15 protein-coding genes are annotated in these 16749 nt (G+C 35.0%); all 15 read left to right on the top strand.

What is annotated here, in order from left to right:
- Window positions 1-17 precede the first annotated feature (17 nt).
- The 15 genes from XM47_RS03470 (at window position 18) to XM47_RS03400 (ending at window position 16746) form a co-directional block, all read left to right on the top strand.
- Window positions 18-3587, top strand: coding sequence for a 6-hydroxymethylpterin diphosphokinase MptE-like protein (locus XM47_RS03470; RefSeq protein ID WP_053084503.1), 3570 nt, complete (start codon window positions 18-20; stop codon window positions 3585-3587).
- Window positions 3587-4594, top strand: coding sequence for a glycosyltransferase family 2 protein (locus XM47_RS03465; RefSeq protein WP_048689703.1), 1008 nt, complete (start codon window positions 3587-3589; stop codon window positions 4592-4594). The genes XM47_RS03470 and XM47_RS03465 overlap by 1 nt, the downstream gene beginning before the upstream one ends.
- Before the next feature lie 2 nt (window positions 4595-4596).
- Window positions 4597-5325 (top strand): sulfotransferase family 2 domain-containing protein, encoded by a 729-nt coding sequence (locus XM47_RS03460; protein ID WP_048689700.1) that lies wholly within the window; start codon window positions 4597-4599, stop codon window positions 5323-5325.
- A 90-nt stretch (window positions 5326-5415) separates the two neighbouring features.
- Window positions 5416-6582 carry an NAD-dependent epimerase/dehydratase family protein gene (locus tag XM47_RS03455; protein WP_048689697.1) on the top strand — a complete coding sequence of 389 codons (1167 nt, stop codon included), beginning with the start codon at window positions 5416-5418 and terminating at the stop codon, window positions 6580-6582.
- A complete protein-coding gene (locus XM47_RS03450; RefSeq protein WP_048689695.1) occupies window positions 6567-7274 on the top strand; it encodes a nucleotidyltransferase family protein in 708 nt (235 codons plus the stop codon). The genes XM47_RS03455 and XM47_RS03450 overlap by 16 nt, the downstream gene beginning before the upstream one ends.
- Window positions 7275-7283: 9 nt before the next feature.
- Complete coding sequence (locus tag XM47_RS03445) at window positions 7284-8297, top strand: GDP-mannose 4,6-dehydratase (RefSeq protein ID WP_048689692.1); 1014 nt, start codon at window positions 7284-7286, stop codon at window positions 8295-8297.
- An 8-nt stretch (window positions 8298-8305) separates the two neighbouring features.
- Entirely contained in the window at window positions 8306-8863 is a 558-nt protein-coding gene (locus tag XM47_RS03440; RefSeq protein ID WP_048689689.1) for an NUDIX hydrolase, read from the top strand.
- A 7-nt stretch (window positions 8864-8870) separates the two neighbouring features.
- Complete coding sequence (locus XM47_RS03435) at window positions 8871-9800, top strand: thiamine pyrophosphate-dependent dehydrogenase E1 component subunit alpha (protein ID WP_048689686.1); 930 nt, start codon at window positions 8871-8873, stop codon at window positions 9798-9800.
- 9 nt (window positions 9801-9809) lie between these two features.
- Window positions 9810-10865: an alpha-ketoacid dehydrogenase subunit beta gene (locus XM47_RS03430; protein WP_048689683.1), complete on the top strand. Its 1056-nt coding sequence runs from the start codon at window positions 9810-9812 to the stop codon at window positions 10863-10865.
- Window positions 10865-11815: a class I SAM-dependent methyltransferase gene (locus XM47_RS03425; protein WP_048689677.1), complete on the top strand. Its 951-nt coding sequence runs from the start codon at window positions 10865-10867 to the stop codon at window positions 11813-11815. The genes XM47_RS03430 and XM47_RS03425 overlap by 1 nt, the downstream gene beginning before the upstream one ends.
- A 26-nt stretch (window positions 11816-11841) precedes the next feature.
- Entirely contained in the window at window positions 11842-12915 is a 1074-nt protein-coding gene (locus tag XM47_RS03420; RefSeq protein WP_172656496.1) for a putative sugar O-methyltransferase, read from the top strand.
- Window positions 12916-12921: 6 nt separating this feature from the next.
- Window positions 12922-14124: an FkbM family methyltransferase gene (locus XM47_RS03415; RefSeq protein WP_048689671.1), complete on the top strand. Its 1203-nt coding sequence runs from the start codon at window positions 12922-12924 to the stop codon at window positions 14122-14124.
- A gap of 72 nt (window positions 14125-14196) precedes the next feature.
- On the top strand, window positions 14197-14913 hold the full coding sequence (locus XM47_RS03410) for an SDR family NAD(P)-dependent oxidoreductase (protein WP_048689669.1): 717 nt from the start codon (window positions 14197-14199) through the stop codon (window positions 14911-14913).
- 20 nt (window positions 14914-14933) lie between these two features.
- Window positions 14934-15656, top strand: coding sequence for a phytanoyl-CoA dioxygenase family protein (locus tag XM47_RS03405; protein WP_048689666.1), 723 nt, complete (start codon window positions 14934-14936; stop codon window positions 15654-15656).
- 16 nt (window positions 15657-15672) lie between these two features.
- Window positions 15673-16746, top strand: a complete 1074-nt coding sequence (locus tag XM47_RS03400) for an FkbM family methyltransferase (RefSeq protein WP_048689662.1) — start codon at window positions 15673-15675, stop codon at window positions 16744-16746.
- Window positions 16747-16749 lie beyond the last annotated feature (3 nt).

The raw sequence follows: 16749 nt of genomic DNA, 5'->3' as shown, positions 1-16749 counted from the left end.
ATAACGAAAGGCGTATTATGCTTAAAGATATTCGTTTTCATGTTGAAAAAGATGAAAAAAAACAATTAGTATTAGAGCAAAAATTATCATCACATATACAGATGGTACATAAAAAAAACTTAACAGCTTTTGCTCGCCACATACCTTCCTTAATACCTAGCGTACAAAATATCTCAAGTCAAAATATCGCTGTTTTTGCCAATAAGGAAAGTCAATACAACTTTGTTGATTATAGTTCTGGCAGGGTATTATATGGACTATTCCCAGAGCGAGAAATTCAAAATCAGGTTCAAACAATAACGAATAATTTGCCATATATTAGCTTTGAATATCCTAATCAGCCAAGCGAAGCAGAATTATCTAATAGTAGTTTAAATAGTTTAGATTCTTATCAAATCCATCAAGTATTCAAACCTGCCCCAGAGGCGATAGATGTGCTTGTAGTATTTGGTATAGGGTTAGGAATACACATTAAAGAGCTTGTAAATAGTTATAAAATAAAGCATCTAATTATCTATGAGCCAGAGTTACAGTATTTTCAATGTTCTACTTTAGTTACAGATTGGGAAGTGATTTTAGAACAAATTGAACTTAAATCTACTTCGGTATATTTTCAAATTGGAAAAGATGGCAGGGATATAATTGATAATATAAATGAACTTTCCCTGCATTTTCCGATTAAAGGGTTTCATTTTTATAAACATTATAACCATCCTATATTTGATGCTATAGATAAAACCTTAAAGCATGAGCCTTGGAATATATTGAAGTCATCAGGCATACATTTTAATGCATCTCAAAATCCTAATGACTACCTCCCAGCATGGACACCAAGCGCAAAATTGGATGATTACGTTTTACTTGAGAGTGAAAAAAGCGAAATATTTAACTCAAATTTACTGGCGTTCAAAAAGTATTTTCCAGATATTTATCATGAGTTTAAATCTTATTCTGCGAAAAATTTTATTCCAATACAAAATTCATTAGGTGAAGTGAACATTTTAAAGAAAGAGGAGCTACTTACTCTATTTGGTCAATCGCCTAAAACAGAATCGATATTAAGTCTTGAACATTTTGGTCGTTATCCAAATAAAGATGGATTAGTGCTTGGCTACACAGGAAAAAAATTAAAACACTACAGTCATTATAAATATATTGAGAAGACAGAAAAAATATTATCTCAAGCTGAAGAGAATGAGGCTGTGTTACCAAAAGAAATTAAAAGCTTAATTCAATTCGGAATAGGGGCAGGCTATCAACTAGAAAAGTTGGTAGAGGAGCACCTAGTTGAAAAACTATTTATCTGTGAACCTAATAGAGATTTCTTTTTCGCATCTTTATTTGCAATAGATTGGAAAGGAATATTAGAAAAGATAGACCTTTCTTCTGGGAGGCTATATATCAATATAGGTGATGACGGAACAAATTTATTTAGAGATCTTTTAAATCAATTTTATGCCATTGGTCCATATGTTTTGGCCAATACTTATTTTTATCAATGCTACTATAACGCTAATTTAGTTAAGACTATTTCACAGTTGAGAGAGCAACTTCAAGTTGTAATATGCATGGGGGAGTACTACGACCATGCCAGATATGGTATTTCTCAAACAGTAGAGATTATAGAGCGAGGACATAGATTTTTAACAAAATCAGCTAGTAAAAACCTCCCTAGCAAAAGTTTAGATCTACCCATATTCATAGTTGGCAATGGCCCTTCTCTTGATTATTCAATTAACACAATAAAAGAGTATCAAGAACAAGTTATTATTGTTTCATGTGGTACCTCTTTGATGAGTTTATATAAGCAAGGTATTACACCTGATTTTCATGCTGAAATTGAGCAGAATCGTTCAGGTTTCGATTGGTGTGTTAGAGTTGGTGATTTGGATTATTTAAAACAAATTAGCCTTATTTCTTGTAATGGGATACATCCTGACGTTTGTAATTTGTTTAAAGATGTATTTGTTGCTTTTAAAGAAGGGGAATCATCAACAGTTTCTGCATTGGAAATTTTAGGGCGAGATAAGTATGAAGAACTACAGTTTGCTTTCCCAACGGTTTCAAATTTTGCGATTAACCTTTTTACTAAGCTGGGCTTCAATCAGTTGTATTTATTTGGTATCGACCTTGGTTTCAGTGATTCGAAAAAGCATCATTCTACACAATCTGGTTACTATAAAAATAATGGTGATGAGGTATATGCGTATGATAAGGAGAATAATACCTCATTAAGGGTTGAAGGGAATTATAGACCTTTTGTATACACCAAACATGAATTTAAAGTCGCTAAAACAATAATGGAGCAATCTTTAGCCAAGGTTAAAGTAGATTGTTTTAATTGTAGTGATGGTGCCAAGATAGCAAATTCACAACCACTTCCAATCGATTTGATTTTAGTCAGTAGTACTCTAGAAGATAAAACTCGAACACTTGCTCAAATTAAGCAGCAAGCATTTGCTGAGATTGAAAGTTATAAAAATTACAGAACAAGATTTTTAGAAAAATTTGAGCTCACTATTTTAGAAAGAAATTTGAAACAGTTATTAAATGAAACAGATATAACATTTGAAAATATAAAACAAATAGAAACATTTGTAGATAATCAAAAAGAGATGCTGTTTAAGAGTTACAAAACAGGAGATTCATTACTGTTTTATTTATTATATGGCACGACTAATTACACCAATGCAGCACTTTCTAAATTAACAATGTTAGAGGATAAGTCGCAGAGCATTTCACTGGCAAATCAGCTTATTGAGCTATGGCAAGAATTTTTAGATAAAGTTAAAAGTGGATACCTATATCAACCTTGGGCTTTGGATACAACAGTGAGTATGGCACATGATAGGATCCTTAAGTTTAAAAAGTTATGTCATAGTCACCTTAAAATAGGTTATGACCTACCTGATAGTATGCTAAATGATTTTACAAAATTATTTTTAGCTCATTATGGACCAAATGCAGAATGCAGAGATCTTAAAATGAAGAATGAAATTGATTCTTCCCTTGATTGTGTGATTATGTTCTCTGATGAGGAATTAGATTTTTGTCGGTTTGAGAATCTGCTTGATGCTTTAAACTACAATAATGACAAAATATTAATAGGATCGACTCGCTTAGAGCTACTAGAGCGACTTGATAAGTTTGATTGGGTGTCTAGGGTCTTTTGGTTTGATAGTATCAGAACTCAACATGACATTGAGGAGTTTAAGCAAGGTTTAAAACCAGAAATCTTGGATTTGAGAATTTCTATTTTAATGTCCCAGTTTGCTATCGATGTTGATAAGTACGAGCTTTTTATACCTAAACTTCAATTTTTTGAAGGCGATGGTTTAACCAAGGAGCATTATTTAACAAGTTTAAATAATGCTATGGAGTTAAATTTATTTATTGAATTTCCTGATTACCTTGCTGTACCAAGGTGTACAGAAGCAATTGAAGATAATGATTTATTATTTGATGCAATGGGAAATAGAGGGACACTTATTAAAGGAAAGCTGGCGTTGGAAAATCTTATAGGCACACCATTAACTGAAAATCGAGTTAAAACAATCATTGATGCTGTGATTAATGGCGTGAAATAGTGTTCTCAAATAAAAAAGCAATTCAAGTTCTTTTACCTGTATATAATTGTGAAACTTATATACGGGAATGTATTTTGTCTATAATAAATCAATCGTTTATAAACTTTGAATTGATTATTTTAGATGATTGCTCTACGGATAATACTTTTGAAATAATTAAAAATTGTGCTGACGTAGATGAAAGAATTAAAATTATCAGAAACCCGTCTAACTTAGGCATTATAGTTAGTCGTAACAAATTAATACAATTAGCGACTGCTGATTTAGTCGCATTCATGGATGGAGACGATATTTGTCACCCTGATAGGTTAAAATTACAGTATAATTTTTTACAAGCTAATTTGAATATTGCAGCGGTAGGATCAAGCTATACTATTTTGGGTGAATCTAGCTTGGAATATAAGCTTCCCACTATACACCAAGATATTATGGCACATATGTTTATAGATAATGCCATGTGTAATCCAAGTGTAATGGTTAGATTAAATGAATTACGCCAACACAGTATAGAGTGTGATATTAATTACAGGGGAGCTGCAGATTATGATATGTGGTTGAGGTTAGGAGCTGTTTGTCAATTAGCGAATCTATCTCAAACGCTGTTATATTACCGAAGGCATTGCGAGCAAGAAAGTACAAGCAATAGAAGCCGGCAACAATTAGCTCATTTAAGAGTGCTAGAAAAGCTATATGTCGAAAATTCAATGCCTTATGACAACGAATTACTCGCATATTTAATTTGGCCGGGCTGTCAAAACCTCACCTACCGCACACTGATTAATTTAGGTAAATATGTAAACTCTTTAAGCGAAAGTCAGAATGAGTGCACAAAATTTAATAGCGACTTATTTAAACATTTAGCCGATATTCGATATCGTGGGGTGTGTCGTCGGCATAAGATAAAAGGATTGATTAGTTATATAGCGACTAGAGGAATCTCAGGTTTGTTGGCTGGGAAATTTTTTGGCTTAGTTTTTGCTAAAGATTGTATTTTTTCACGGGGTTAAGTTTGTACAATAAATTAATGAGTTATATGCCATGGCATTGGGTAAATTATAATATTAATATTTCGCTTAAACACAAATATGTTTATTTTGAAAACCCTAAAGTAGCTTGTAGTAGTATTAAAAAAACTTTAATTAACTATGAACTAGGGGAGCTATCAAACCGATGGGGAAATGTAATACATCAGTCATTGTTCCACTCCGCTTTTGTGAAACCATACCAGCTTAAAGAAGAAACATTTTGGGAAATCATAAATGATCCTAAATATCTAAAATTTTCATTTGTCAGATCCCCATATTCTAGAGCCTTGTCGTGTTACTTACAGAAAATTAAAACTAAAGCATCTGGTTATGAACAAATTAAACCTTTTCTTACTGATAGTGAAATAGAGAGCAACATTAGTTTTCAGCGTTTTTTGGAGATTGTTGATGAAATGGATTGTTACGACATGAACTCACATTTTAGGCCCCAAACACAGCAACTATTTTTTAAACAAATTAATTTAGGTTTTATTGGTAAGTTAGAAAATTTTAATCAAGATTTTGCTAATGTTCTAAGCAAAATTAGTGGCGAGGATGAGCCACCCATAACTCATATCTTTTCTGCTCATCAGACCAATGCTTGTAGTAAATTAGATGGATATTTGACGCCTGAAATTATTGATTTAATTAATAGAATTTACAGTGACGATTTTACACATTATGGATATCAGAAAATGATCTCAAGTAAATAAAGCAAGCCTTTTTCTTGTAGATTGATTTCAATTAAAGCTTTCAATTTAAAAACCGATATACAATTAAGCGGTTTAATTTTTAGGTGAGTTATGAATATATTAATTTTAGGTGGTGATGGTTTTTGTGGTTGGCCAACTGCACTTCATTTATCAGATTGTGGACACAACATCACTATCGTTGACAATTTATCTCGCCGCGAGATTGATAAAGAGTTAGAAGCCTCTTCATTGACCCCAATTGGTACAATACAAGAGCGGATAGCTTGCTGGGAAAAAGTTTCAGGAAAAACTTTAGGTTTTCATAATATAGATCTTGCTCAAGATTATGATTCACTTCTGGATTTAATTGTTAGTTTTAAACCTGAAGCTATTGTTCATTTTGCAGAGCAACGAGCTGCACCCTATTCAATGAAGTCTTCCAAACATAAAAGATATACGGTAAATAACAACCTAAATGCGACCAATAATGTATGTGCCGCAATCGTTGAATCTAAGTTAGATATACATTTAGTTCACCTAGGTACCATGGGGGTGTATGGGTATGGCACAGCAGGGATGAAAATTCCTGAAGGCTACCTCAAAACTGAAGTTACCGGCGAAGATAATAAGAAGCATGAAGTTGAATTTTTATATCCAGCTAACCCTGGTAGCATTTATCACATGACCAAAACTCAAGATCAGCTTTTCTTTTTTTACTACAATAAAAATGATCAATTAAGAGTTACCGATCTCCATCAAGGAATTGTTTGGGGAACTCAAACAAAACAAACAAAAATGAATGAGGGTTTGATTAATAGATTTGATTATGATGGTGACTATGGCACTGTGCTTAATCGGTTTTTAATGCAGGCTGCGGTTGGCTACCCGTTAACTATTCATGGTACAGGTGGTCAAACTCGAGCATTTATTCATATACAAGATACGGTACGCTGCATTGAAATTGCGATCAATAACCCGCCTTCAACTGGTGAAAGAGTTAAAATCTACAATCAATTGACTGAGACACACAGAATTAAATCTTTGGCTGAACTTATTTCAAAAGTGACAGGCGCTCAATTGGAATTTTTAGATAACCCAAGAAATGAAGCCGCTGAGAATGACTTGCATGCCAGTAACGATTGCTTTTTAAGGGATGGCTTAAACCCAACCAAGCTCGAAGTCGGCTTGTTAGAAGAAGTTATTGAAATCGCACAGAAGTACTCAAATCGATGTGATAAATCAAAGATCCCATGTAGATCCCAGTGGGTGCAAAAATAACGGCTATGGTAACTGAAGCTGTTATTTTATGCGGAGGTTTAGGGACTCGGTTGAGAAGCCTTGTCTCGGATAGACCTAAACCTATGGCTCAAATTGGAGATAAATTCTTTTTAGACCTATTAATCGAAAATTTACAGTCACAGGGCATAAAAAGAATTATTTTATGTACAGGATATTTAAGTGAGTATATTGAAACTAGAGCATCTAGATGGAGTCAATCAACTGAAATTATTATCTCCAAAGAGGAGCAAAAACTCGATACAGGTGGAGCAATAAAGAATGCGTTAAAACATCTTGAATCGGACGTTTTTATCGCGCTTAACGGTGACTCTTATTGTCAGTTTGATTTATCAAAGTTAGTTTCACATCACTTTTCCAAACAAGCATTAATCACAATAACGACTTCATACCAAACAGATGTAACATCATTTGGCTCAATCGAAATAAATGAAAATGGGATGATTACAGATTTTTTAGAAAAAGGTCATAATGGTTCTGGTTTCGTCAATAGTGGAATATATGTCATTGATAAAAAGGTATTTGGTAATATTTTAGAGACTAAGTTTTCTTTGGAAAGAGATTTATTTCCAGCACTTATTAATGATAGGATGACTGCTTTTGTCAATAACTTTAGCTTTATCGACATAGGCACGCCAGAGTCATATAAGACAGCAAAAACAATATTTAAGTAGAAGATTATTATGGAAAAAAAGCGTGCTTTGATTACAGGTGTAACTGGTATGGTCGGTTCTCACTTGGTAGATTATTTATTAGAGAATACTGATTGGGAAATTTATGGTATGTGTCGGTGGAGAAGTCCATTAGACAATGTTGAGCACCTATTAGATTATGTAAATAGAAAAGAAAGAATTTATTTTATCGATGGTGATCTAACAGACTATATTTCACTAGTTCATGCTATTGAAGCCGCTAAACCTGATTATGTGTTTCATTTAGCTGCTCAAAGTTACCCATCTACTAGTTTTACTTCTCCTATTCATACACTCGATACAAACATTTTGGGTACAGAAAGGCTACTAGAAGCCTTAAGGCTTTCCGAATACGATCCTGTTATCCATGTCTGTTCTTCGTCTGAAGTTTTTGGCAGGGTGCCTAAAGAAAAGCTACCTATTGATGAAGAGTGTTCATTTCATCCTGCATCTCCTTATTCCATTTCTAAAATTGGAACCGATCTAATTGGTCGATTTCATGCAGAAGCATATAATCAAAAGTGTATTACAACACGTATGTTTACCCATACTGGACCTCGAAGAGGAGATGTTTTTGCTGAATCTAGTTTTGCTAAACAAATAGCAATGATTGAAGCGGGCATGTTACCGCCGATTGTTAAAACGGGTAATTTACAATCCTTAAGAACTTGGTCAGATGTAAGGGATGCGGTGAGAGCTTACTTTTTACTTGTCACTAAAAACCCAATAGCTGGTGAATACTACAATATTGGTGGGAGTTATTCCTGCTCTGTAGAAGACATGCTTATGCATCTAATTAGTTTATCGCGCGTAAAAGATATTAAAGTTGAACAAGAACAAATTAGAGTTCGCCCTTTAGACGCAGACTTACAATTACCAAATACCACAAAATTTCAACAGCATACGGGATGGAAACCAGAAATCTCATTTGAAAAAACAATGCTTGATCTACTGAACTATTGGAGAGATCAAATTAGTAAGAAAAGAAATTTTTTACAAAGATAAGTGATCTAATGAAAGCAAGTGAGTTTGAAAAAGAAAATAGAAAATTAAAACTGACAAAGCAAATATATTCAAACGAATGGATTACGCTGAATGATAGGTCTAGCTTTTACACTCTAGAACCTGCAACGAAGCAAGTCGCTGTGCTTGCGATTGTTGATAAAAAAGACATCTTGCTAGTCAAAGTAAAACGCCCAGTTATTAATGATATAACATGGGAATTACCAGCTGGTGGAGCTGAGTGGAACGAGACTCCACTAGTAACAGTGCAAAGAGAATTAAAAGAAGAAACCGGGATTGATATTGAGTTATCTCGTTTCAGAGAGGTTGAAAGCTTAATTCTCTGTCCAAATCGGTTTCCTTGTGCGCCATATATTTACTTTGTTGATATATCTTGTGATGAATTTAGCATGAGAAAAGCGCATGATCATGAAATAGCAGAAGTTGCTTTATTTTCACTTTCTGAAATATCCGAAATGATTTTGAGTTCAGAAATATACCTTGCATTACCTGTAACGGTGTTGAGTCGTTATTTACTGTCTAAACAAAATAATTTATTGAATATGTGAGTCTTTTATGACGAGTCCAAATTTATATACGAAACTGTTTGAGCAAGCTTTAAAAATAAGGCTAGTCGAAGAAGAGATAATACATAGATATCCAACAGATAAAATTCAAAGTCCTGTTCATTTATCTATAGGTCAGGAAGCGGTCGCGGTAGGTATATGTAATGCTTTAACAGATAAAGATAACTTATTTGCCACATATCGTTCGCATGCATTCTATTTAGCGAAAGGTGGCGACTTAAATGCAATGATGGCTGAGCTTTATGGTCGGGTTGATGGTTGTTGCCACGGTAAAGGTGGTTCTATGCACTTGGCTGCACCCGAAGTAGGGTTTATGGGAACCTCAGCAGTTGTGGCTAGTAGTATATCTAATGCAGCAGGTGCTGCATTAGCTGCTAAATTATTAAATAAAAATCAGTTAAACGTGGTTATATTTGGAGATGGAGCGACTGAAGAAGGCGTTTATCACGAAACGTTAAATTACGCTGCGCTTCACCAGTTGCCTGTTATTTTTGTATGTGAAAACAATGAATATGCAGTTCACTCTGAATTAAAAGATCGGCAAAGTTATAGCATCTTGGAGCATGCCCAAAGCTATGGAATCGCGACCCAAAAAATTGAAAAAGGCTATGATTTTATCGAAATTGATAAAGAGTTTAGCAAAATTGCAGATACAGTTAGAACGACAGGCAAACCTTATTTTGTTGAAATTATGACTTGTAGATATAAAGAGCATGTCGGCCCAGGTGAAGATTTTTGTGGTGGTTATCGAACAGAGGATGCTGTTAATCATTGGAAATCGTTAGATCCAATATGCACAGACACCCAAATGGTTGAGCGATTGTCACCAGCAATAATGCAAGAAATTTTAGCAAGTATAGAATTTGCCGAAAATAGTCCTTTCCCAGGCTTGGAAGAGCTTTACCAACATGTTATTTAGGTAGTTAAGATGGAAATAATTTCATACAGAGAAGCACTTAGAGAGTCTATGGAAAGTGCTTTAGCAAACAACGATAATACGATTATATTTGGCCAAGGCGCGGATGATTACAAAGGTATATTTGGTACTACAATAGGTTTAGCTGAAAAGTATGGTAAGCACAGAGTACAAGATACGCCTTTATGTGAAGAGGGCATGACAGGTATATGTGTAGGGGCTGCGCTCAATGGGATTAAGCCAATACATATACATATCCGAGCCGACTTCGTGTTTTTAGCCTTAAATCAAATTTTAAATATGGCCGCTAAATATAAATATATGTTTGGTGGACATTATGACGTGCCTATTTTTATTCGTGCCGTTATTGGTAGAAGCTGGGGACAGGGCGCGCAACATTCACAAAGTCCACAAGCTTTATTTTCTCATTTCCCTGGCCTCAAAGTCATAATGCCTTCTAATTCACAGTCCATAATTGAAAGTTATCAGTACTTACTGAACGAATATTCTGGTCCCGTGATTTCACTGGAACATCGTTTGATGTACGACTTAAATTTCGACGTCGATAGAGATCAAATTAGAACCGGCAAAGATGCGCTGGCTTCATATATTGTACGAGAAGGTAAAGACGTAACCATAGTTGCAACATCTATAATGGTTCTGGAAGCCGTTCGTGCAGCAAAGTACCTAGCTGAATATGGTATAGATTGTGAAATCATCGATTTACATAGTACTACAGATATTGAACACTCACTCATCATAGAGAGTGTCAAAAAAACAGGTAAGTTGTTAGTGGCGGATACCAGTTGGGTATCATTTGGTGTTGCTGCTGAGATTAGTCGAATTATTTGTGAAAATGCTCCCCAGTATTTAACCGCACCGGTTGTTAATGTTGGTATGGTGCCAACACCTTGCCCAACGGCAAAGTCGCTTGAAGATCTCTATTATCCAAATCTAGAAAGTTTAATTTCAAAAATTATTAACTTATCTGGCTCAGGTAAAAATATTCCGATTCCAGACGAAAAATCTATGGCTGATGTTTACAAAAAATTTAAAGGACCGTTTTAATGAGCTCGGTTGCTAGTAGCAAAGTCTGCCAATTGAATTTTGATACTTGGATTGTAGATAAGCTTGAAAATGAAAATACAAGTCCAATCTCAAAAACATATCCAGCCTTGAATTATGAAATTCCAAGTGCGAAAGAATCTGCTGATATGATTGACGCCATTAAGCAAGATTTATCTGAGGGAAAGATGCGAGTCTCTGGCTCAAACGATAATACAGTTTGGGAAAAAGGTTGGGGCGAGGTGTACCAGAATGTAACTCAGCATGGAGTTAATAAGCAACAGCTAAACCCGCAATATTTTGGCAAGTATGATTACCTTCGCTTAGACGGTCAGTTTATCAAGCCTTTAACCGAGGGCTTTGAAGCCCAATTGGATTTATGGATACGTGAATATATATTTTCACGTTATTTAAAAGGACAAAATAGGATTGTTGAACTTGGCTGCGGAACCGGTAATAGTTTGTTGTTATTAAACCAATTGTTTCCTAATGCTGAGCTCGTTGGCGCTGATTGGGCAAGTGCGTCTCAAAAGATAGTGAATGCAATAGCCCACAAAACAGCTGCCAATATCATAGGGGTTAATTTAAATATGTTAACGCTACAAGGATTTGATGAGTTGCAGATAACATATGATAGTGCAGTTATTAGCGTACATGCATTGGAGCAATTAGGTGATAATTATAGAGATTTAACCGATGCTTTAATTAAAAGTACTCCTAAGTTATGTGTGCATTTAGAGCCAGTCATTGAAAACTACACTAGCGACAATGATTTTGACCAATTAGCACAAGAGTATCATACCAAACGTAATTATTTAGGTCCTTGGCTAACTTATCTACAACAAAAAGAATCCACCGGTGAAATTAGAATATTAGAAAATAAGCGTTTAGGTTTTGGTGGTGTATACCACGAGGCTTATTCATTGGTAGTTTGGCAATCAGTTTTTAAATGATATCCGGTGATGGGACAGGAAAGAGTATGTTTTTGGAAATACATAAGCTAATAAAAATAATGATAGCAGAGCGTGAACTTAAGTTTGTTGATACGCTTTTTTACCCTTCTGAAGTTTGGTTAGATGCAATAAAACATCTTAATTTCGTTTTTGATTTGTCTGAGGAAAGTTTGGATTATATTAGGATGCATACTGGTTTTATCACTGGTGTCGCCTGGTTCCAGCATGCGCATCAACCATACAGACAATGGAATTCAGAACGGCTTAAAAATGAACTTCCTCTCATCCAGCGTTATGAAGAGCTTACCAATGGTCTGCCCGAAAAATATGCAATCGAAGAACCTTGTAATAAGTCGGCGATAAATAATCTTGGTGTTAGATATAACAATAAATTAATTTCAAATGATGTCTTGAGGTATCAGAGATGTATTACAAATTTATATAACTCAAATGTTTTTGAACACCTAGAGAACGAAATATCTCACCCTGTTACAGTTGAAATTGGAGCAGGGTATGGGGGTGTTGCACATCAAATAGCTTCAGCCATTTTAAACAAAGGAACATATATAATTGTCGATCTACCTGAAATTTTATTCTGGAGCATTAATTTTATTAGGATCAACAATCCAGATAAAAAACTATGGATTTATGACGCTGAGTCATTTGATCTAGATGAATTTAAACGTAGTTATAAAAACTATGATTATATTTTTATTCCTAATTATATGAGTGAGATATTAAAGGTACTTGAATCAGTAGATTTATATGTCAATTTATTATCTTTTCAAGAGATGTCTCAGCAGCAAGTTGCTTTTTATCTAGATTTAATTCAACGAAATTTAAATGGTGTATTTTATTCTGAAAACTTTTCAAAGCACTGGATGAATACTGAACTGACAAGTAAGCTCCATCATTTATATGAAAAATGTTTTGTTATGCACCCTAGGCCAGAACAATATTCATCCATTGAATGTTCAAATGATCCGCAGGAGTTGAAAACAGTTTGGAATTTATTCCCGTTTATAATGTGTTTGAATGGCCAACAAAATACGGTATTTAAACAAGTTCCATTGCATACGCCTTATGGGATAATTGGTTAAGTTATAATGTCTATTGAAACGATAGAAACTATCCCTGCTTTTTGCCAATATCTGATAGATAATAACTTATTAATTAATACTCCTATTCAAGTTATTGATATTGGTGCTAGGTCGGGCTTTGAAACTCATTGGGAAAAGTTTGGAGATAATTGCGCTATTTCCGGTTTTGAACCAGATAAAGAAGAATGTAAACAAATCAATCAAGCTTTAAAATCTTCTAATCGAAAATGTTATCCCTGTGCTATATGGAGTTCGAAAGGAATTAAAAGTTTAACAATAGCCAGAAACATTGCTTCATCGGGGTTGTTAAAAGCTGATCTGGAACAGATTTATCGTTATCAGTTCAAAGGTACACTTGAACCCGTAAGTGAATTTAGTGTACAAACGATAACTCTTGATGAATGGAAATCCAAGCAATCTAAGCAAATGGATTATATTAAGATTGATGTTGAAGGCGGTGAGTTTGAAGTTATTAGTGGGGCGCTTCGCATTTTAAGGGATGAAATCATTGCATGTAATGTTGAAACATGGATAGCATCAGTGCATGAGAGGCAAGCTGATTTAGGCAAAACAATTACTTTAATGAAAGACTTAGGGTTTGAGTTATATGACATGGAGTTACATAAGTATCCAAAAAAAGTTTTGCCGGAATCTTTACACACTCACAATCAAGGTACTGGTCAGCTAGTCTGGGGTCAGTCACTATTTATAAAAGATGTTGCTAGGCAGATTAAATCTGAGCCAACTAAGTGGCATAAAACTAGATTATTAAAAGCGATAGCCATATTTGAATTACATGGTCTCGTAGATTGTGCTATCGAATTGCTGTTAGATGCAGCAAATCTCTCTATTGTTGATACTTCTGAAAGGGAGTTATATTTAAATCTTTTGACGCCACAGATACTTGGCGATCAATCCATTACTTATAATCAATATATGGCGATTAAAACATTAGAGATAAGCCACTTCTTTTTGCGTCACACTATAAATCAGCCGACAGGTGAAGTGAAGTCAGCTTTAGAGTTTATTGATACAATTCATCGATTAGTTGAAAGATTTAAAAATAAGAAATTAGAAACGAGCGACACTTGGATTGATGATTTTCTGTGTAATTTCACGCAGAACTGGTATCGGTATCATGGTGATATTCAAGATATTGTTCAAAATCATTGGATGTGTTTTAAGCAGGATAGAATGGTACTTTGTTAGGCTTAGCATAATAGGAAAATATCTCTATTTTTTAAGTATGAACAGGTACTACTAATAAGATAATGAGTTTTTATGGCAGATAAATGGGTACTTGTTACTGGTGCCACAGGTTTAATTGGAAAAGCAATTTGCAACAAGTTAGCTAAATCTGGTTATGCAATTGTGGTTCATTTTCATAAACAGCAAGAATTGGCACAGCAACTTGTTGCAGGCATAGAATCCGTAGGTTTATCCGCTGTGGCTGTCTACGCCGATTTAACACAAAGTGCTTCAGTACAAAATTTATTTGAAGAGTTAAAATGCAAACAGATTCAATTGGTCGGTTTGGTAAACAATGCAGGCGCAGATTGTGGACGTTTTTCCGTGTTTGAGAGTGACTCGGCATTAATTGAACAGGCAATGAAAGTTAACTTTTATTCAGCTGTTGATTGCATCCAGTTGGCAATAACTCATATGAAAGAAAAAGGTGGTTCAATTGTTAATGTAACCAGCTATGCCATAGAGACAGGCGGCTATAGATTGGCGCATTATGTCGCTGCTAAAAGTGCTTTGGCAGCCTATAGCAAAAGTATTGCACGAGAGTTAGCTGAATTTAACATTCGAGTAAATAATGTGAGTCCTGCTATGGTAGTTAGTTCCAATGAATCTAACCAGTATATCAATTCAGATAGATTTCCAATGGGACGTCCTTGTTTTTCATCTGAAGTAGCTGAATCAGTTTTATGGTTGTTATCGGAGCAATCTTCTTATGTTAGTGGCACAAATTTATCGCTCTCAGGTGCTCGCTAGAATCAAAACGGATAATTTATATGTACAAAAAACTTTCTTTTTTTTCTGATAAAGATGCTGCTGTCAAGCAATACAATGAGCTAGGCTTTCATATTGAGTATGATGTTTATACTGAGAGCGAATGTGAAGAAATAATTGCCTTAGGTTCAACGCTTTCGACTGCTATGGATCATGAATACAAGCCGGTTATGATGCCACATAGAGAAAATAGTTTGTTTTTAAAGTATATGAAAAACTCCAAAGTTGTTGCCATTATGCAATCATTATTGCAAGGCAATGTATCTGGTTTGCAAAGTCAATTTTTTTATATGCAGCCCGGGACTATGGGGTTTACTCCTCATCAAGATAATTATTTTGTTCAGGCAAACAACGATGCTTTTGCATCAGCATGGTTGGCTCTTGAAGATACTTCGTCTGAAAATGGTGGATTAATTGTTTATCCAGGTTCCCATAAAGAAGGCATGCTACCGGTAGAAGAGTCCCTACTAGTAACAAACACTGCACAAGATCCTAATGCGTACAAAATGCTATGTGTTGTTCCTGATACTTACCAGCCTATATCTGTCTCTATTCCTAAAGGAGCAGTTTTGTTTATACATGCTTGTATTGTTCACGCATCTAACAACAATGAATCTGATAATTTGTGGCGGCATGTACTATTAAATACATACATTCGTTCTGGTTGCTCATTTCGTCCAGGAAGAGATGCAAAAAGAGAAGAGATAGATTTATCACAGGTATAACTGACGAGAATAGCGCATGAATAACATTAACCAACTGGCATTTAACCCACTATTTTCTGAGTGTGGTTTAGCAGACATTTTTTCAAGATCTCCTTTAGGTTTTATAGACGTAGGTGCCAGAGGTGGTGCTCATGAATTATTGGAGCCAATAGCAAAGTATACCTCTGTTCTAGCGTTTGAACCGGACGAAGCTGAATGTGAACGGTTGTTGAGCCTGAGAGAAGTTACTGAGCCGTGGGCTGAGTTTTATCTAGAAGCATCAGCTTTGGCTGAGAAAGAAAAAATAGCTGAATTACACCTTTTATCTGCAGCCACTAACCATTCTTTGTTACCGCCTAATTTGGATATTACCGACAGGTACAATATGGAAAAGTGGCGGGAGATAGGTCGTTTGGAATTAAAGACTCATGCTTTAGATGATGTTTTATCCAATAAATATTCTGAGTTAGCTAATCTAGGTGAATTTATCAAATTAGACACGCAAGGCACTGAATACGAAATTTTGCAAGGGGCTCAGAAAATGCTAACAGAGCGAACCGTTGCAGTCGTTGTGGAGGTGGCATTTGCTGAACTTTATAAAGGACAAAAACTTTTTTCTGAGGTTGAACTTCTACTTCGTGAATTTGGTTTCAGTTTTTATGGTTTAAGTTCCTCATTTAATCGTTCGCAGCGGCAGTTGGATAAATTAAGTTATATCAGCAAAGAAAGAATGTTTTATGCTGACGCTGTATTTTTTAAAGATCCTTTAATTGGTAAAAATGAGCAGTCATCTAACGATAGAGCTAATCAAGTTTTAACTTGTTGTGCGCTCTTGTTGGGCTATTTTGATTTTGCATTAGAACTTGCTCAGAAAACTTGGCTTTTAAAAGAAGTGAAGGATAAGCAATTAGCTTTTGTTAGACTTATTAAGGAGTTATCTTTTACAGATGCAGGCGCAGCCAAGCAAGCTGTCTTAAATTTGGCAGAACAGGTCAATCAAGAACCAGATAAAGCAAATATTCATATTGGTGGCTTTGTCGATAAACGACGAGGCAATTGTGATTATCACGATGTGTTTAACACATTAGCAACGCCTCAACCCAAAAAATAAATA

This window comes from Catenovulum maritimum (assembly GCF_001050375.1).
In the GTDB taxonomy this organism is placed as follows: Bacteria; Pseudomonadota; Gammaproteobacteria; order Enterobacterales; family Alteromonadaceae; genus Catenovulum; species Catenovulum maritimum.
Note: the sequence above shows the minus strand (reverse complement) of the source record. Positions and strands in the feature narration are given on the sequence as shown.